Here is a 19,442-nt window from a genome sequence, read left to right on the forward strand (position 1 = left end):
CTTACATTAAAAGAATTACTGCCTTTGACTTGGCAGTAATTCTTTTTTTTACATATGGGTATAGCTACTGTATTCTATCCCTAAAACAATCGTTTGACTAAGTGGTAAGAACGCAATACATGCAATAATTGTAAGTACTAAGATAATAAGTGAAAAACACCCTACTTCTTGCATTTTTATTCTCCCTTACAGTTTTTTTAGTAAATTAATGTAAAATTTAACACATTCAATAAAGTCGTCTTTGTGAATTTTTTCGTTTACGCCATGAATGGTTTTTAGTCCTTCTTTTGATAAACGCATTGGGCTAAATCGGTAAACATTTTCACTTATTTTATGATAGTGTCTAGAATCTGTAGTGGCCATCATAAGATAAGGGGTTGGAATGGTTTCTTCAAAGGTTTCATAAATTGTGTCTACGATTTTTTGATAATTTAAGTCTCTTTTAGATAATGACGGTGGGTCACTTAAATAAAGCGTATTGACTTGTATGTGATCATTGTTAATAATTTTTTTGATTGATTGAATGGTCTTTTCACCTGTTTGGTTTGTTAATAACCTGTAATTAATTCCAACACTTGCTTTTGTTGGTAAGACATTTATGGCTTCACTACCTTCCATCATTGTAAAAGCTTGGGTTGTTTTCATGAGTGATAATAATTCACCGCCTGAACGGCTAGCCATTTGTTTGACTAATGGTGAAAACACCCATAAGTTCGCAAATATCATTCTAATAATAAAACTTTTTGAATAGCGAGCAACCGTATCAAACATTGCGTATACACCTTCTGTTAAGGTTAGTTTGAAATGTTTGGGTTGATTAAGTTTAACAACTGCTTTAGACAGTTGTGTAATGGGGGTGTCTTTTGGCGGCATCGCTGCATGCCCTCCAGATGAAGATGCCGTAAGTTTTAAACTTAATACGCCTTTTTCACTAATGCCAATAACCGCAATAGATTCTTTTACGTTAGGAAATATATCTTTTACGACTGCGCCGCCTTCATCTAAAACGAGTGCTGGTTTAATATGGTGTTTATCTAAGTAAGCGACCATATTGTGTGCGCTTTTGCCATAAACTTCTTCATCGCCTGAAAAGCATAAATACAAATCTTCTTTAAATGTATACAGTTTTTTTAAGTGATGTTCTACGGATTCCATCACAGCACATAAGGTGCCTTTTGTATCGAGTGTACCTCTACCGTAAATATAACCCTCAATGATTTCACCTAAAAATGGATCATGTTCCCATAGTCCGTTTTCAGGGACAACATCAAAATGAGACATGAGCACCGTTGGGTGTTCATGGGCATCCCCTTTAATTTTAAAGATAAGTCCCATCGGTTCAATGCGGATAATTTCAGCGTGTTTTACAACAGTTTTATAGCGTTGCATTAAATATTCAATAAACATCTCAAAAGGTGCATTATCTATTTTTGATGGATCAACATGTGATATGGTTTTAAATTTTATCATCGCCTTTAGCGATTCAATTGCGTGCGTTTCATCTAGTTTAACTTTATGTTTTGGGTGAGATTGAAAGTTCTCTTTAAAATTAATGGTTCTAATGATGATAACACAAATAAGAATAAATAATAAACTCATACTTATATAAAAAGTAATCATTTTAACCCCTCCTTATGCTTTTTGTTTATTGTAAATAATTCTTGCAGTAAATACCGCAATCAAACAGCTTACTGGGATAAATATCCCTAACAATCCACTAGAACCAGGAATCGTGAGAAATAATACACTCATAAGGATAATGGACGGTAATGCAATTTTAAAGTTTTTCGCTAAGTAAACCATACCAAGTGCCCCGAACAAAGCTGGGGTTGTATTTTCAAATGCTGGAACTAAAAATGGGGATTCAAGCAGTGGCGTCATGGGTAATATAAGGATTGCCCCTAATAAGATAATAATCGTAGTAATAATACTACTTGCAGCAATGGCAATAGTTGAGATAACTTCCCCTTTTTCGCTCCCCATTTCTACATTTAAATTATTGAGTGCATTCATGGCTGCAGGAACTTTTAGATTGGTTAAGTTTCCTGTAACAAACCCTAAGTAGGTTCCACCACTACCAAGCATCGGAGAATAGGTAAATACTTCAATCGTCGTAACCACCCAAAATATGATGGCTGTTAAATAAAAACCATATAAAAAATCATTTAATTTTGGCCAAGTACTAAACCCAATACTGATAATAACCGGAATAAGTAACATTAAAAACAACGCACTTAACATCCAACTTCTACCCCAAAAATGAATTTTATCGTTATAATTATTCATCGGATAACCCCCATACTTGCATAAACAATCGCTAAAATCATCGCACCAATCATACTAATAGGAATTGCGTAATTTCTTAACCAAGTTTGTTTATATTTATTAATAATAATTCCTATGATACTAATAATTATTGCTGCAGATAAAAAGGTTAGTATGGCTAAATAAGAAATATAGGTTTCTCCTGTTTCTTCTATGGTTCTTGGGGCAATTACATAGCCTAAAAAAGCCGAAATCATCCCAATGAACATGGCTTGCATAAATAATTCGCCCCATGCTTTATCTTTTTCACGCATTAAACGGACTCTAGCCTGGATTTTTTTAAGAAATAAGGGAATGATAATCATTGGGGGTAATACCCCAAACGTCATGACCCAAACAACCGTTACAAACATTTGCGGATCTGTGATTCTTAAACTCATATTACTAGAAAACACTTGTGTAACAACGTTAATCGTTGCAGGCATTTCATAAGTCACCGCACCTAGTACACTCAAACGGATCCAGGGCACGACAACCCCTAATGTTTTTGAAAGCAATAATAAGCCTAGTAGTATCGCCACAGATGGTGCAACACTAAACACCATCGCTTGAATTACAGTTTTTTTTATGTCTTCTTTAGTAAAGCCTAACTCTTTTGCTCTTATGGATGCTTTATTAAGAAAAAAAATAGATTGACTTATAACAAAAATAACAACGATAAAGCCTAAGACAAATAACCAAGACGCTTCAGGATTGAACATAATGACCCCCTAGAATATAGTATAAAATTAATTTTATTATACTTTAATCGCCTCATATAAACAATTCTTTATATAATTAAGCCCTTTGAGTAATAAAAAAAGCCTCTTTCAAGGCTTTAATTTTCTGATTGGATTGTTGGTTTTACTTCTGATTTTTTAAACATATAAAAGTCATGGACATAAATTAAAATCTTAATTACTAATAAAAAGAATAATAAGTATAATGTAATGTCTTGAGCCACAATTTGGCCTTCGTGCATCACTTGTTTAGATAAAAAACCTGTTGTTTCTAAATTAGTATAAATACCCTCAAGTGCAAAGAGCTCAGTAACATAATATACTTTAGCAACAAGAACAACTGCAAATCCATAGATTAATGCAAATTGTTTTGACTTTTGTAATACTAAGTAAATCAGTAATAAACTGTAAATAACAGTAAGGGTTGGAAAGTAAATTTGGGTTATATTTAAATCTACAAAATGAAAACGCATAAGTAAAAATGAACGGCTTACTTCAATTGCAGTTGCAGTTTCTGGGTTTCTAAACGGATAAAACGAAGAAAATGCTAACTGTAATACAATTAATAAGACTAAGAAAGCAATATCTTTTTGGTAATGATTTAGTTTTTTCATAATCGCACCTCGTTTTCATGCGTCTTCATTTTATCATAGCTTAAATTATTATGACAACAACTTAACACACTCTTAACATTTATTGATTTTGTTGTTTTTGTTTTTCTGTTAATACAATCAATTGTTTGTATTCGTGTGGCTTAAGCAAGCGCACTTCGCCTTTGTGCATATTTTTTAATGTAACGGTTCCAAAACGAACACGTTTAAGTTTTATAACTTCATGGTCAAACATTTCAAACATTCTTTTAACTTGATGGTATTTACCTTCTGTGATGATGACGGTTAACTTAGTGGTTTCTCTTTCTTTATTATAAACCACGTTTTTAATACGGGCACGTTTGGTTTTCACGCCATCAATGACAATACCTTTTTCAAGTTTTTTACTTGATTCTTTTCTTAAAAAGCCTTTTAATGTGACTTCATATTCTTTTTCAATGCCACTTTTTGGATGAATCATCAAGTTAGTGAAATCACCGTCATTTGTTAATAACAATACACCTGAGGTGTCATAATCAAGTCTTCCAACTGGAAATACTCTTAAACTAGTATCCACTAAATCTATAACTGTGCGTCTATTTTTTTCATCACTTGTTGTGCTTACGTAACCTTCAGGTTTATATAACACATAATAAACTGGGGCTTCTTTTTTGATTGGTACCCCATTAACTATAACTTCGTCGTTTTTAGTTACTTTAGTTCCAAGTTCTGTTACTTTTTGGCCATTAACTTGTACTTTACCAGCAGTAATTAGTTCTTCTGCTTTCCTTCTAGAACAAAGACCACTAGAGGCGATAACTTTCTGTAAACGTTCCATTTTATTCCTCCTCGTTTCTTTCTTCTAACTCTAAGATCTCTTTTAATTGAATATGAACGTATTTTATACGTCTATCTTTAATTTCTTTAATAATAAAAGTTAACTGAACGACTTTTGGGGTTTCATTGTGATGATAAGTTATGAGTTTTTGTTGCATGGTATAAGTCATATCAACCTCAGGAATATCTTCAAATATATCATAAAGCCAAGCTCCTATGGTTTTATCACTTGAAGGTGGGTTCCCTATCTCTAATTCTTCAAATAAATCGGCTAAATACATATCTGCATTAACCCCGTATTCATTTTCATTTAACATTTTTAAATGGTCTTCATCGATGTCATCATGTTCATCATAAATCTCACCAACAAGTTCTTCTAAAGCGTCTTCCATTGTAACAATACCACTGGTTCCACCGAACTCATCACTGACGATAGCAAGGTGAGAATTTTCACGTTGTAAGGTTTCAATTAAAGTGTCTACTCGCATCGATTTAGATACGAATATTGGCGTTTTCATCATTTCTCTAATCTTAAAGGATTCGCCTTTAATTAAACAAGTGAAGAAATCGCGTTCGGTTAAAACACCAATGACATTATCTCGATACTCCTCGTATACTGGTAAGCGTGAAAATTGATGTTCAAAAAAGACTTCTTTAATTTCTTCTAACGTATCTTCTACTTCAATCGCAATCATATCCACACGTGGTGTCATGATCTCATAAACTTTACGCTGACTTAAATCAAGTACGCTTTGTAGCATTTCAGCTTCATCTTCATCAATCGAACCTTCTTCTTCCATTGTATCAATGATGGTTTCAAGTTCATCCTCAGTAACGCTTATTGTGACACGGTTATCTGGTTTAATAAACCATGACTTAATCAGAATAAAAATCGCAGTAATCGGTCTTAATAGTTTAATCACTATGTATAAGAATCCACTAATCTTTAGTGCTAAAACATCCGAATGTTTTTTAGCCAAACTTTTCGGGATAATCTCACCAAAAATTAATATAATCGTGGTCATTACAAATGTGTTAAATACCATTACTAACGTTTCTGAGTTTTCAAATATACGCGAAAAAACGCCCACGCTAATGGTGGCAAGGGCGATGTTGGCTAAATTATTACCCACTAATATCGTTGAAAGCGTAAGATCAAAATGATCATGAATCCAGTACGCTTTTTTACTTCCTTTTTTGTGATCTTCAATAAATGTGCGAATACGAATAATGTTTAGGCTTGAAAAAACAGTTTCGCTCATAGAAAAGAAACTAGAAACAAGTAAAAACACGATAATTAATGCTATGCTAATCCAAGATATGTCGGAAATAGCTAAAAGCCTGGCGGGATAATCCAATTGTCATTCACTCCTTTATGCTTTAGTGCTATATTTACCGGTTTGAGTATTGACGATAATTTCGTCGCCCTCTTCAATAAATAATGGCACTTGTACACGATAACCTGTTTCTAAAATTGCATCTTTAGTCGCATTCGTTACCGTATTACCTTTAACACCTGGTGCTGCTTCTACTACTTTTAAAGCAACTTTTTCCGGTAGGTCAACACCTAAAATTTCATTTTCGAAAGAAATTATGTTTACTTCCATCATTTCTTTTAAAAAGTTTAATTGTTCTTCAATATTTTCTTTAGGAATTTCGATTTGTTCATACGTTTCGTTATTCATAAATACATGCATGTCACCATTGGCATATAAATATTGCGTTTTACTTTTATCGATCATTGCTGTTGCAACTTTTTCTCCAGCACGCCATGTTTTCTCAATTACTGCTCCAGAACGTAAATTACGTAATTTACTACGTACAAACGCACTGCCTTTACCTGGTTTAACGTGTAAGAACTCTAAGACAACGTAGAGGTTACCGTCGTGTTGGATGGTAAGTCCTGTTTTAAAATCATTTGTAGTAATCATTGTTTCACTCCTTGTCTAGAAGATATTATATATGTTTTAAGCAGATTGTGCAAACAGTTTATTATTTTTCAAACCAACTGTTTTCTACTAATTTATTCCATCCTACAATAACTTCTGTAAACGCGAACCTAACACGTTGCTTTTTAACACCATGAGACATAATAAACTCAATGTGTAACCCAACCTCATGTTCTTTTGTCTCAGCTTCAAATATAATCGCATTTTTAGTTGTATCTCTTAGGGTTTGAATATTAATCCCTAAAATGGTTTCTCTATCATTTTCACCACTGATATTTAAGACTTCAACATCTTGAACATTTTCAAAAATTACAATGGCTTCATCTGTTTTTTGCGCTTTAAATTTGGTGTTTTCTGGATGATTGGGTTTTATATCTAAGTGAGAAAGATAAAATACAACATGTTTAGCCTCTGTTAACTGTATGCGTGAAATTTGATTATTATAAAAAATAATCTCTTCAAAAAACCCTGGGGTTAAGAAGTTATATTTGTTAATATATTTTTCAAATAAATGCGAAGTATCTTGATTCATTACACCAATAAGTTCTTCTACTCTAATTTTATTATTTTCAAAAATCACTTCGTAATCAAGTGGTTTTTCGTTAAAGAATCCTCGATATTTTAAAATCGTAAGAACCTCTTTTAAATCACTTTCATATAACGAGAATTTTAATGCAATTTTTTTATCATCTGAAAGAAGAACCAAACGTTTTTCATGATCAGTTAACATGCGTTGAACTTTACTAAAAGGAATCCCAACCCAATCGTTTTTATAGGTTTGTTTAAAGATTGCTTTCTCAGTAAACACAACATTTTGTCTTTTATAATAAAATATATAGATGATTGGACCCACTAAACAAAGTACAGTAACAACGATTAAAAATGGAATTGTTACAATGGCTGTATCAATCACATTGAACAGTTCCACAATAAATAACGATAAAACAAGAACAAATAAAAGTAATAAAACATATGCTTGTGGATTAATACGCTTAATCACTTTAAACTGTTTATAGGTTGATAGTGGTCTTTTAAATAACTCAAAATATTTAGCTTCGATAACTTTCATAATACACCTCTACACTTTAAAAATACTAAAAAATAAATTGATTAAAGTAACCCCAAATAGTGCCCCAATAGGTGGAAAAAATAAAGAGTGCTTTAATGGTTTAATAAGATGACTGAATGTATCAGTTTTACTATAATAATACATAATAATAAGGAAAGTAAGGATATAAATTGGCCAAAGTAAATAGGCACTACCTATCAACAGGTTGCCCCAACCTTGTTGATTGTAAGAAAACACATGGGTTCCAATTATAAATAATGTAACCATTTTGAACCCAATATAGATTCCTAAAAAATATGGCCACAGTATCTTTTTGCTTTCCAAGATGCCACCTACTTTAATTTGATGAATATATTATACCATAGTTTCACGTGTTTGAAGGGAAATCTAACAGGTTTTTACAAACTTAAAAGCGTTGACTTTTAAATGAGGCATCTTTATAATAACGTTGAATGGAGGTTAAATGATGGAAAGATATTTACAATACTTAATTTCAATTATCTTAGGACTTTATATTGGATGGTGGCTAAGTACACGTAGTGAACGCAAAAAAAGTTTGAAAAAAGTAGAGTCTTTAGATGTTGAAACCTTTAAGAAAAACATGCGTAAAGGTCAATTAATTGATTTAAGAAAAGCGGATGATTTTAAAAAAGATCGTATTAAAGGGGCAAGAAATTTTAAAGCAGGCTATTTAAAATCTAAACGCACCACCCAAGTAAGAAAAGACCAACCGCTGTTTATATACTGTAATAGTGGATTAAAAGCTAATCGTTTGGCTAAAAAACTTGCACGCAAAGGGTATGTGTTTATCTATGTGTTAGATGGCGGATTCAAAGCATATAAAAATGAAGAAAAAAGCGCTAATTAGCGCTTTTTTTAATCGTTTAACTCGATACTTTCAAAGATAAATTCACTGATTTCACCTAGTGAAGATTCCAAAATTAGATGCAGTAAATTACCTTCTTTTCTAACATCTATATCGTGAATAATCATAATATAGGCATCACTACTATCGGTATTAAAGCGAATAGAGTGAATCTTTTTTAAATGAAGTTTAACTTGTGTATCGTTATTTAATAGTGGATTATTTTGTGCAAGTATTTTGATGTCTAAAATAACGGTATCTGCATTGATTAAAACATGTTGTAAATAACCATCATTAAAAATTGGTGGACCGCCAAGTTTTTTAGCTAATTTTGTTGATTTAATTACATCTAAAGGATACATATATGCCTCCTACAGGTTTTTTACTTAATTATAGCTAAAGTGTACATTATTTTCAAGATTCAAACGTGTATCCTCTTGGCGCAAATGCAGCTTCGTTGCGTTTTAAGCGTTCAAACAATGGAGTTGGTAGTGTGTTTTTAGATAATAATTTACTCGGTGTTAATCCTTGCTCAATCGTAAGAGGCCAGTTAGGATCTGATAATAAAATCATTCCCGCTGCAACTAGGTCATAGCCAGATTTAATCGCATCTTCTACGGCTTCTTTTGTTTCAATTTGGCCAACACCAATAAACGGGATTTCGTGATTTAACGCTTCTTGAATATGATCAATAATTTTAACGTTATCCTCTGCATCTTTATTAGAGGTTTGATTATATTTTCTTAATGAAATATGGAGATAATCTAGTGGTAATGTTTTAAATTTTTGAACGAGCTTTTTGGTATCATCAATGGTTATACCTGGTTCTTCTAGTTCTTCAGGTGAGAAACGATACCCTAAGATAAATGGTTCATTTGTTGTCATGCGCATAATTTCGTGTGTTCTTTTTATTAATAATTCGATAAACTTCATGCGGTTTGTTAGTGTGCCTCCAAACTCATCGTTACGACGATTTGAATGGGGTGAGAAAAATTGTTGCAATAAATAAGTGTTCGCACCATGAAGTTCGACACCATCAAATCCAGCGAGTAATGCCCGTTTTGCAGCTTGTGCAAAGTCTTCAATGGTTTGATAGATTTCCTCTTTTGTCATGGTACGAGGGGTAATATAAGGATCTCGTTCGGCTTTCACATTACTAGCTGAAACGATATTTTCATGATCTTCATATAGTTTCGGATCATTCATTCTACCACCATGATGGATTTGAACAACGGCTTTTGCTCCACCATCTTTAATGGCTTTAGCTAATCGTTTCATTGATGGTATATAAGAATCATTTTTCAATGTTATTTGTAAAGGAAATGCTTGCGCTTGTTCATTGACACTTGTTGCTGCTGTGATGACCATACCTAATGATTGACTACGTAAATAATAGTAGTTTAACTCTTCATCTGATACCGTTAAATCTAGCTGACTACTATACGTGGTCATAGGTGCCATAACGAGTCTATTTCTTAATGTGATGCCTTGCTTTAATTCATAGGGTTTAAATGGATTCATAATGGTCCCTCCTCAAAGGCATTATAGCATAATAGCGCGTTTGTTTTTCTGAAAATACTCATTGTTTTAAATAACGAAATAAAAGCGTTTTCATTTTAGGGTTTATTTTTAGTGCTTAGTTGTGTATAATGGTTTTATCAGATTATGAGGAGTTGGATTATGGATAAAAAATATATGGCAGAACCTTATCGTATAAAAATGGTGGAGCCTTTAAAACAAACGACTAAAAGTGAGCGTGTACAACTTTTAAAAAATGCGGGTTATAACCCTTTTTCTTTGAAAAGTGAAGATGTATACATCGATCTATTAACCGATTCAGGCACCGGTGCAATGAGTCAAGATCAATGGGCAGCTTTAATGCGTGGAGATGAAGCATATGCAGGAAGCCGAAGTTTTTACCGATTAGAAAGCGTTGTTAAACACATAACACAATATAAATATTTTATTCCTGCCCATCAAGGGCGTGGGGCTGAACAAGTTGTCCTTCCTCAGTTAGTCAATAAAAAAGGGATGTATTTTATCTCGAACATCCATTTTGATACGACGCGTGCTCATGTAGAGATTGCTGGTGCACGTGCGATTGATTGTGTGATTAGCGAATGTTTTAATACGAGTGAATATCATCCGTTTAAAGGAAACTTTGATTTAGAACTACTTGAAAAAATCATTATTGAAAAAGGTAAAGAAAATATAGCTGGGATTATTATGACAATTACGAATAATTCTGCGGGTGGCCAACCTGTAAGTATGGAAAATCTCCATGCCGTTAAAGCCATTGCTAAAAAATATGATCTTACCGTTTTAATTGATGGGGCTCGTTATGCAGAAAATGCTTATTTTGTTAAAGAGCGTGAAAAAGGTTATGAAGATAAAAGTATTTTAGAAATTGCTCAAGAAGCTTTTTCACTTGCTGATATATTTTTAATGAGTGCTAAAAAAGATGGTTTGGTTAATATGGGCGGAATCATTGCCATTAAAAATGATGACGCATTATTTCAAAAATGCCGTACATTTGTAGTACCGATGGAAGGATTTCCTACATATGGTGGAATGAGTGGACGCGATATGGAGGCTTTAGCTGTTGGCTTAATGGAAGCCTTAGATGAGGCTTACTTAAAACATCGTTTAGATCAAGTCCGCTACTTAGGCGACCGTCTAAAAGATGCTGGTGTTCCTGTACAATATCCTATTGGTGGGCACGCTGTATTTGTAGATTGTAAAGCCTTTGCCCCTCATATTCGGTTTGATCAATTTCCAGCACAAAGTGTTGTAAATGAACTCTATCTTGAAGCTGGCGTTCGCGCAGTTGAAATCGGTTCTTTCTTACTTGGTAGGGACCCTGATACAAAAGAAAACTTAGAAAGTCCGATGGAGTTTATGCGTTTAACCATACCAAGACGTGTTTATACTTATAATCATTTAGACGTTGTTGCAGAAGCTGTTATTAATGTTTATAAAAACAGAAACAGTTTAAAAGGACTTACATTTGAATATGAAAGCCCTGTATTAAGACACTTCACTTCTATTTTAAAACCAATTAAATAAAAAAACGCTTAAGGCGTTTTTTTGCTTTAAAGACTTAGTAAATATCAATAAATATTTTTTAAACTTTTCCTTGAAATATAGTTGTGGTGAAAACGCTAACATGTTATAATGTATCGTGTTGTTTAAATGGAAGAAATAAGGAGGACAATATGTCATTAAAAATACTTGCAATAAACCCTGGTTCTACGAGTACTAAACTTGCGGTTTATGAAAATGAAACTTGTGTGTTTAAAGTTAGTGTTAAACACGAAAGTGATGAAATTACTAAATATGAACGCATTATAGATCAATATGAGTTTCGTGAAAAAGCAATCTTAGATGCATTAAAAAAATCCGATATCAACCTTAAAGATTTAGATGCGGTTGTGGGTCGTGGTGGTATGCTAAAACCGATTGAAGGTGGAACTTACGCGGTTAATGATGCGATGATTGAATATATTAAAAAAGCACCTCGTGGTGAACATGCATCTAATTTAGGGTGTGTAATCGCTAAGGCGATTGGTGATGAATATACTATCCCATCATTTATAGTCGACCCAGTCGCAGTAGATGAGATGGAAGATATTGCTAGATACACTGGGATGCCTGAAATTAGACGTGATAGTTTATTTCACGCTTTGAATCAAAAAGCAGTTGCTTTAAAAGCTGCTAGAGATTTAAAAAAACCTTATAACAAACTTAATTTAATTGTGGCTCACCTTGGTGGGGGCATTAGTGTTGGTGCTCATCAAATGGGCCGCGTTATTGATGTTAATAATGCGCTGGATGGGGACGGACCCATGTCTCCAGAACGTAGTGGTTCAGTTCCTTTAGGTCCCCTTTATAAAATGATTTTTACTGGTGATTACACCTTAAAAGACATTCAGAAAAAGAATTACGGACAAGGTGGATTGGTTGCATACTTAGGCACAAATGATGGGTATGAAATTGAAAAAAGAATTAAAGACGGCGACGAACACGCTAAGTTTATTTATAGTGTTATGTGTTATCAAATCGCAAAAGAAATTGGCAGTTGTGCAACGGTATTAAAAGGCAAAGTTGATGCCATTATTTTAACTGGTGGGCTTGCTTATGATACATTTGCTATTAACTTAATAAAAGAACGTACCGAGTTTATTTCACCAATCATGGTCTACCCTGGAGAAGATGAAATGGAAGCATTAGCTCTGGGTGGATTAAGAGTCTTAAAAGGTGAAGAAATCGCAAAAGAGTATAAATAAAAAAGAGGGATGATGTTTTATGATTAAAACCATGAACGATTTGGTTGAACGTGCACAAGCCTTAGAAACCAAAACACTTGTTGTTGCTGTTGCAAATGACCATCACGTTTTAGAAGCTGTACATAAGGCTAAAGAAGCCAATATTATAAGGCCAATTTTAGTAGGTGATGAAGCAAGTATTCTTGAAACACTAGAAGATTTAGGCATTGAAAAAGAAGGCTATGAAATTGTTCACATTGTAAGTGATGTTGAAGCATGTGAGACTGCCGTTAAACTTGTTAGTCAAAACGATGGTTACTTCTTAATGAAAGGCTATGTTGATACAGCTGTCATCTTACGTGCTGCTTTAGATAAAGACTATGGTCTGCGCACTAAAAACCGTATTTCACATGTTACAGTTATGGAAGTACCAAATTATCATAAACTACTTATGATGACTGATGGCGCTATGAATATTGACCCAGACGCTGCAATTAAACAAGAGATTATAGAAAATGCGATTGTAATTGCAAATGCCATTGGCATTGACGAACCTAAAATCGGTGTCCTAGCCGCTGTTGAAAAGATTAATCCTAAAATGCAAGCAACATTAGATGCCGAAACATTGGTTGCTAAAAATCAAAAAGGTGAAATAAAAGGGTGTATTATCGGTGGGCCGTTTGCACTAGATAACGCCATTAACAAAGATGCCGCTGAAACAAAAGGGATTACTGATCCAATTGCTGGTAATGTTGATATGTTATTGATGCCGCAAATTGAATCCGGTAATATATTTTACAAAAGCATGATGTTCTTAGCTGGTGCAAAAAGTGCTAGTGTCATTGCTGGGGCAACTAAACCAATTGTCTTAACAAGTCGTGCTGATTCAACAGACAGTAAATTTTACTCGATAGCTTTATCTGCTTTAATTGCAGATATTAAACAATAAAAAATAAGGAGAACGCGATGAAAAAGAAAGATGAATTAACCAATGATGTATTCAAATACACAAATAGTGGGTTTGAACAAATTATTTATTTTCACAATAAAGAAACAGGGTTAAAAGGAATCACTTGTATTCATGATACTCGTTTAGGACCTTCTTGTGGTGGAACTCGTTTTTTTAATTATTCTTGTGAAGAGGAAGCATTATACGATGTAACCCGTTTAGCTAAAGGAATGACTTATAAAAACGCAGCTGCTGGTTTAAATATTGGTGGGTGTAAAACTGTTATTATTGGCGATCCTAAAAAACTAAAAAGTGAAGAGTTCTTCCGTTCATATGGACGTTATATTCAAAGCTTAAATGGTCGTGTTTATACAGGGCAAGATATGAATATCACGTTAAAAGATTGTGAATACATGGACATGGAAACTGATTACGTTTCAGGGGTTTTAAGAAAAGGAGCAGGTTCTACTACTATTTTAACTGCTCGTGGAACATATGTTGGAATTTTAGCTTCTGTTAAAGAAAAATTAGGTAAAGATAATTTAGACGACTTAACCATTGCTTTCCAAGGGGTTGGAGCTGTTGTGCAAGAAATGGTTCAGTATTTAAAAGAACATAACCTTCGTCGCATTTATTTTACAGATATAGATAAAGAGCGTGTAGAGCAATTTAAAAAATTATATCCTCTTGCAGTGTATGTAGAACCAGATGAAATTTATGGTAAAAAAGCGGATATTTTCTCGCCAAATGCGATTGGGGCAATCATCAATGATGAAACCATTCCACAGTTAAGATGTTCAATTATTGCAGGAGCTGCAAATAATGTCCTTAAAGAAGAACGACATGGTGATAAATTACATGAATTAGGTATTTTATATGCACCAGATTATGTAATTAACGCTGGTGGCGTTATCAATGTGTATCATGAAATGATTGGTTACCATGAACCAAGTGCGATTCAAACAACCGAAAGTATCTATGACCGTTTAATGGAAATATATCGCATTAGTAAAGATGAAAGTATTCCTACTTACAAAGCTGCTAATATTATGGCTGAGCGTCGTATTGAAAAAATGATGCGTGTAAAAAGCGATTACGTTCATGCAAGAAATAAATTTAAATGGAATATTGAGTAATAAAAAAGCAGTTTACTGCTTTTTTATCGATAGAAAGGAAGTTTTTTCATGGCAACTAAACATCAGTTAAATCGTACAGATATCGGATTGAAAAGTCCAAAACTGTATAACCGTATTCGTACAACCATTGAAACGGCATTTTACAAAAACAATGTTATAAAAATCACTTCTCTTGAAGAAGCTTACCAGTTAGCGAAGCATTCACCTGGGACAATCATTACGGACCTACCCGTACACCGTGCAGATGAACTCGGATTACCAATAGATGCTAAAGTCTTACTTTTTAATGATGGTATCATTACAGGAAGACAAGCTCAAGCACGTCGTTTAATCGATAAATCAAACCTAGATCATTATGCGAACATTATTCGTGATTGTATTTACGAAAATCGTGACCGCACAATGTATCATGCAACCGTTGTAATCGGATTACATGAAGATTTTACAGTTAGAGCCCATTTGCTTATTCCTGAAGGGTTTGAAAACACCATGTATTCTTGGATGCTGAACTTCCAAGTAATGGATGAAGAAACACTAATGATGTATAAGAATTCACACGTATTTGACGAAGGTGATATCTTCTTATATTCTGATCCAGACATATTTGTAGACGGTTTTGAAGATGGGTTGGCATTATTTGACCGCGACCATAACTGTGCTGCATTATTTGGTTTACGCTATTTTGGTGAACACAAAAAAGGCTCACTTACAATGGCCTGGAGTATTGCCCAACGTAATGGATTCACCGCATGTCATGGTGGACAAAAACGTTTTAACTTAAAAGATAAATCGTATGTTATGGGTGTGTTTGGACTATCTGGTTCTGGAAAGAGCACAATTACCCACTCAAAACATAATAATAAATATGATATTACTGTTTTACATGATGATGCATTTGTTATTTCGAATAAAGATGCCTCGAGTGTGAGTTTAGAACCAACCTATTTTGATAAAGTTCAAGACTATCCAACAGACAGTGAAGATAACAAGTACTTAATTACGATGCAAAATACTGGCGCTACTTTAGATGAAAACGGATTTGTTGTGCCTGTTACTGAAGATATTCAATCCGGTAATGGACGCGCAATTAAATCTAAGTTTTGGACCCCTGCACGTCTTTATAAATTCGATGAAAAAGTCAATGCGATTTTTTGGATTATGAAAGATGATACACTACCACCACTCTTAAAAGTTAACTCAAGTACATTAGCCTCTACTTTAGGCGCAACCCTTGCAACGAAACGTAGTAGTGCTGAACATGGTGCTGATACAACTAAACTTGCGATGGTACCTTATGCCAATCCATTTAGACTTTATCCACTTTCCCATGATTTTGATAAATTTAAAGATTTATTTGAAAATCATAAGGTAGAATGTTATGTTATTAATACCGGACATTTCTTAGATAAAAAAATTCCACCAAAAGTTACCCTTGGTGCAATTGAAAGTATCGTGGAAGGTTCTATTAAGTTTGAAACATTTACACCACTAAAAGATACTGCATTCGCAGTGATTGATGGCTTTATCCCACCTCTAAGTGATTCAAAATACATTGATTCATTTAATGAGCGTATGCATAGTAGAATAGAATATTTAAAAGCTTTAGACCCACGTGATATACTCCCTGATGAAGCCTATGAGAGTATTGAAAGTCGTCTAAACAAATAGCACGAGGTGACTTAAATGAAATTATTTATAAGTGAAGTTGTTCATGATAAAGAAATTGTTGATACTGTATTTGAGGCAAGTCAAGGTGCCATAGATGCGAGTAAAAAATATGGTCCAGAAAACGTTGTAAATGGCGCTTTTGGAACCTATTTTGACGAAACTGGAAAACTGTTAACTTTTGATACAGTCTATCGTACTTTTGATAAAATTGATGATATTACAAAAGCACGTTATGCCCCAAGCATTATGGGCTCACCTGATTTTCAAGAAGCAGTTAAAGACTGGTTATTTAAAAGTGTAGGCTTAGATATTGACTGTGATGTCATCGCAACACCGGGTGGAACAGGCGCTTTAAGTAGCACTATTAAGAATACTTTAGTTCCAGGTCAAACCGTTATTCATCCTGATATAGGATGGGGGCCTTATACGACGATTGCTAAAGAACAAAGAACGCCGATTGAAACCTATACCTTGTTTGATGAAAACGATCAATTTAATATTACTTCTTTTAAAGAAGTTTGTACGAAAGTAATGCAAGAACAAGGTAAAGTATTAGTCTTTATTAATGACCCGTGCCAAAACCCTACTGGTTATACGATGACCGAAGATGAATGGACACAAGTGTTAGATGTTGCCAAAGAATTAAGTGAAAAGGGAGCATTTATCCTTTTACATGATATTGCGTATATCGATTTTAATTTAACTGGTGATGACTATAAGAAAATATTCCAACGCTTCGTTGGGTTACCTGAAAATATACTAACCGTTGTGTCATTTAGTATATCTAAAACATTATCAGCTTATGGCATGAGAGTAGGCGCACAAGTATTAATTTCAAGTAATGAAAAACAACGTTTAAAATTACGTAATGCTTGTGGCAATACTGCAAGAGGGTATTGGTCTACTGTTAATACTGGCGGAATGAAATTATTTTCTGATATTGCCTTGAATAAAGAACTAAAAGCAACCTATTTAAAAGAAAAAAACTTTTATGTTGATTTATTAAAAGAACGCGCTGAAATCTTTGTTAAAGAGGCTAATGAGGTCGGATTACCAATCTATCCTTACAAAGAGGGCTTCTTCGTTACTATTAGAATCGACAGACAAGTTATTAAAAATGAACTTCACTTAAAATTAAAAACATTAAACATTTTCTTTGTTAATGTTTATGGTGGATTACGTGTTGCCATTTGTAGTATTCCAAAAGATAAAACTTACGGACTTGCAAAACGCGTTAAAGATGCACTAGATGAATTATTAGAAACTAGAGAATAAGCAAAAAGGCTCGATAATCGAGCCTTTTTTTATATACGCGGTTTCGCGCTATAAGAGGTGTGAAGAAGTTTATGGGCTTTAGGAGACCCTGGTTTATCTAAGAACTCTTCATAGAGTTTTAAGACCATTTCATTTTCATGTGATTTTCTACGTGGAGCGGCTTTATCAATAGCATATAATGCTTCTTGTCTTTTTTTAAGTGTTTGAATATTACCGTGGTGATAGGGTTGCCCTCCACCACCAATACATCCACCTGGACAAGCCATAATTTCAATAACATCAAAGTGACTTTTGCCATCGCGAATCGATTCAAGTAATTTTCTTGCATTCCCTAGTTCATGTGCAATGCCAATTCTTAAAGGCGTACCTTCTATATCAATCGTCGCTTCACGAATGCCTTCAAAGCCTCTCATTTGTTTAAAATTGACTTCTTTAAGTTCTTTACCTGTAATCATTTCATAAGCAGTACGTGTTGCAGCTTCGATGACGCCACCTGTTGTACCAAAAATTGCAGCTGCACCAGTTGACTCACCTAAGAGCATATCAAAAGGGGTGTCATTTAATTGTTTAAAATCAATGGCTGCTTCTTTTAGCATTCGTGCTAACTCACGTGTTGTAATAACAAAATCAACATCCATAAGACCATCTTCATTAAGTTCTTCTCGTGCAGCTTCTGCTTTTTTTGCAACACAAGGCATTACTGAAACGGAGATGATATCTTTGGGATTAATATTATTACTTTCTGCATAATAAGTTTTAATTAATGATCCTACCATTTGCTGTGGTGATTTACATGATGATGGGACATCTAACAACTCAGGAAATTGATGTTCGATAAACTTAACCCATGCAGGACAGCACGATGTTAACATTGGTAAGCGTCCACCATGTTCAATACGGTGCATTAACTCAGTCGCTTCTTCTACAATCGTTAAATCTGCACCAAAGTTTGTATCAAATACACTATCAAATCCCATACGTTTTAACGCTGTTACAATTTTTCCAGTTGAGATTTCACCTGGTGCAAAGCCAAACTCTTCACCGATTGCTACTCGTACAGCAGGTGCAACTTGAACAATTACATGTTTATTAGGTTTGTTTAATGCACGCCATACCTTAGGAGAATCATCCATTTCAGCAAGTGCAGCTGTTGGACAAACCGAAATACATTGTCCGCAGTACGTACAACTTGTATCGGCTAAATCAAGATGAAATGCAGTTGCAACAACTACATCAAATCCACGCTTTAAAGGACTTAAAACCCCAACCGTTTGAACGTCATCACACATCGTAACGCATCGTCTACACATAATACATTTGTTTGAATCTTTAATAATCCCACGTGAGGTATTATCCTTAGGGTGATTCATTTTTTCCCCTTGATAACGAATCTCTTTTATGTTCATTTCATGCGCTAAAGATTGTAACTCGCAATCAAGATTTTTAACACAGGTTAAGCAATCTTGTGGGTGATTTGATAAGAGCAGTTCTAAACTCGTTCTTCTACCCATAACAGCTTTTAGTGAATCGGTTTGAATACGCATCCCTTCAAATACTTTTTCAGCACATGAAGGAACTAGTACATTTTTATTTTCCTGTTCAACCACGCAAATACGGCAATTGGCACTTTTATTTACTACACCAATATCATGTAAGTCTAAGTGACATAATGTAGGAATATGGATGCCAACTTTTTTTGCTGCTTCTAAGACCGTAGTCCCTGCTTCGACATTAACTTTTATATCATTGATGTATACTGTAATCATTTTTTCTATAAGTTTCATCTTTGCATCCT

General features: G+C 34.1%; 20 protein-coding genes. 7 read left to right on the forward strand and 13 right to left on the reverse strand.

Features of this window, described 5'->3' with window-relative positions:
• Positions 1–48: 48 nt before the first annotated feature.
• The 10 genes from ACHAJD_RS03675 to ACHAJD_RS03720 all read right to left on the reverse strand — a co-directional run bounded on the left by ACHAJD_RS03675 (position 49) and on the right by ACHAJD_RS03720 (position 7,813).
• Entirely contained in the window at positions 49–174 is a 126-nt protein-coding gene (locus ACHAJD_RS03675; RefSeq protein WP_435584514.1) for a hypothetical protein, read from the reverse strand.
• Between the two features lie 12 nt (positions 175–186).
• Positions 187–1,620 carry a M20/M25/M40 family metallo-hydrolase gene (locus ACHAJD_RS03680; protein ID WP_435584515.1) on the reverse strand — a complete coding sequence of 478 codons (1,434 nt, stop codon included), beginning with the start codon at positions 1,618–1,620 and terminating at the stop codon, positions 187–189.
• A gap of 12 nt (positions 1,621–1,632) precedes the next feature.
• Positions 1,633–2,286 carry a hypothetical protein gene (locus ACHAJD_RS03685; protein WP_435584516.1) on the reverse strand — a complete coding sequence of 218 codons (654 nt, stop codon included), beginning with the start codon at positions 2,284–2,286 and terminating at the stop codon, positions 1,633–1,635.
• On the reverse strand, positions 2,283–3,026 hold the full coding sequence (locus tag ACHAJD_RS03690) for a DUF5058 family protein (RefSeq protein WP_435584517.1): 744 nt from the start codon (positions 3,024–3,026) through the stop codon (positions 2,283–2,285). Before ACHAJD_RS03690 ends, ACHAJD_RS03685 begins: the two co-directional genes overlap by 4 nt.
• A gap of 116 nt (positions 3,027–3,142) precedes the next feature.
• Positions 3,143–3,658, reverse strand: a complete 516-nt coding sequence (locus ACHAJD_RS03695; protein ID WP_435584518.1) for a hypothetical protein — start codon at positions 3,656–3,658, stop codon at positions 3,143–3,145.
• A 79-nt stretch (positions 3,659–3,737) separates the two neighbouring features.
• Complete coding sequence (locus ACHAJD_RS03700) at positions 3,738–4,472, reverse strand: pseudouridine synthase (RefSeq protein ID WP_435584519.1); 735 nt, start codon at positions 4,470–4,472, stop codon at positions 3,738–3,740.
• A gap of 1 nt (position 4,473) precedes the next feature.
• The gene (locus ACHAJD_RS03705; RefSeq protein ID WP_435584520.1) at positions 4,474–5,829 is read right to left on the reverse strand and encodes a hemolysin family protein; all 1,356 of its coding nucleotides are present in this window, start codon (positions 5,827–5,829) and stop codon (positions 4,474–4,476) included.
• Positions 5,830–5,844: 15 nt separating this feature from the next.
• Entirely contained in the window at positions 5,845–6,402 is a 558-nt protein-coding gene (gene efp, locus ACHAJD_RS03710) for an elongation factor P (protein ID WP_435584521.1), read from the reverse strand.
• A 61-nt stretch (positions 6,403–6,463) separates the two neighbouring features.
• On the reverse strand, positions 6,464–7,489 hold the full coding sequence (locus ACHAJD_RS03715) for a hypothetical protein (protein ID WP_435584522.1): 1,026 nt from the start codon (positions 7,487–7,489) through the stop codon (positions 6,464–6,466).
• Positions 7,490–7,498: 9 nt separating this feature from the next.
• On the reverse strand, positions 7,499–7,813 hold the full coding sequence (locus tag ACHAJD_RS03720) for a hypothetical protein (protein ID WP_435584523.1): 315 nt from the start codon (positions 7,811–7,813) through the stop codon (positions 7,499–7,501).
• Positions 7,814–7,955: 142 nt separating this feature from the next.
• On the opposite strand from ACHAJD_RS03720, the gene ACHAJD_RS03725 reads away from it, so the two are divergent.
• The gene (locus ACHAJD_RS03725; protein WP_435584524.1) at positions 7,956–8,357 is read left to right on the forward strand and encodes a rhodanese-like domain-containing protein; all 402 of its coding nucleotides are present in this window, start codon (positions 7,956–7,958) and stop codon (positions 8,355–8,357) included.
• Between the two features lie 8 nt (positions 8,358–8,365).
• Here the strand turns inward: ACHAJD_RS03725 and ACHAJD_RS03730 are convergent, their stop codons facing one another.
• Positions 8,366–8,716: a hypothetical protein gene (locus tag ACHAJD_RS03730; protein ID WP_435584525.1), complete on the reverse strand. Its 351-nt coding sequence runs from the start codon at positions 8,714–8,716 to the stop codon at positions 8,366–8,368.
• A gap of 52 nt (positions 8,717–8,768) precedes the next feature.
• On the reverse strand, positions 8,769–9,875 hold the full coding sequence (locus tag ACHAJD_RS03735) for an NADH-dependent flavin oxidoreductase (protein WP_435584526.1): 1,107 nt from the start codon (positions 9,873–9,875) through the stop codon (positions 8,769–8,771).
• 159 nt (positions 9,876–10,034) lie between these two features.
• On the opposite strand from ACHAJD_RS03735, the gene ACHAJD_RS03740 reads away from it, so the two are divergent.
• The 6 genes from ACHAJD_RS03740 (at position 10,035) to ACHAJD_RS03765 (ending at position 17,647) form a co-directional block, all read left to right on the forward strand.
• Positions 10,035–11,420, forward strand: a complete 1,386-nt coding sequence (locus ACHAJD_RS03740; protein WP_435584527.1) for a tryptophanase — start codon at positions 10,035–10,037, stop codon at positions 11,418–11,420.
• A gap of 149 nt (positions 11,421–11,569) precedes the next feature.
• Positions 11,570–12,640 carry a butyrate kinase gene (gene buk, locus ACHAJD_RS03745; RefSeq protein WP_435584528.1) on the forward strand — a complete coding sequence of 357 codons (1,071 nt, stop codon included), beginning with the start codon at positions 11,570–11,572 and terminating at the stop codon, positions 12,638–12,640.
• A 19-nt stretch (positions 12,641–12,659) separates the two neighbouring features.
• The gene (locus ACHAJD_RS03750; RefSeq protein WP_435584529.1) at positions 12,660–13,568 is read left to right on the forward strand and encodes a bifunctional enoyl-CoA hydratase/phosphate acetyltransferase; all 909 of its coding nucleotides are present in this window, start codon (positions 12,660–12,662) and stop codon (positions 13,566–13,568) included.
• A 17-nt stretch (positions 13,569–13,585) separates the two neighbouring features.
• The gene (locus ACHAJD_RS03755) at positions 13,586–14,704 is read left to right on the forward strand and encodes a Leu/Phe/Val dehydrogenase (protein ID WP_435584530.1); all 1,119 of its coding nucleotides are present in this window, start codon (positions 13,586–13,588) and stop codon (positions 14,702–14,704) included.
• Positions 14,705–14,752: 48 nt separating this feature from the next.
• Positions 14,753–16,372 (forward strand): phosphoenolpyruvate carboxykinase (ATP), encoded by a 1,620-nt coding sequence (locus tag ACHAJD_RS03760; RefSeq protein WP_435584531.1) that lies wholly within the window; start codon positions 14,753–14,755, stop codon positions 16,370–16,372.
• A 15-nt stretch (positions 16,373–16,387) separates the two neighbouring features.
• The gene (locus ACHAJD_RS03765; protein WP_435584532.1) at positions 16,388–17,647 is read left to right on the forward strand and encodes a pyridoxal phosphate-dependent aminotransferase; all 1,260 of its coding nucleotides are present in this window, start codon (positions 16,388–16,390) and stop codon (positions 17,645–17,647) included.
• 29 nt (positions 17,648–17,676) lie between these two features.
• Here ACHAJD_RS03765 and ACHAJD_RS03770 read toward each other — a convergent pair whose 3' ends face one another.
• Entirely contained in the window at positions 17,677–19,431 is a 1,755-nt protein-coding gene (locus ACHAJD_RS03770; protein WP_435584533.1) for an NADH-dependent [FeFe] hydrogenase, group A6, read from the reverse strand.
• Between the last annotated feature and the right edge of the window lie 11 nt (positions 19,432–19,442).

The sequence above is a fragment of the Liberiplasma polymorphum genome, assembly GCF_043951795.1.
GTDB lineage: Bacteria > Bacillota_I > Bacilli_A > Izemoplasmatales > Izemoplasmataceae > Liberiplasma > Liberiplasma polymorphum.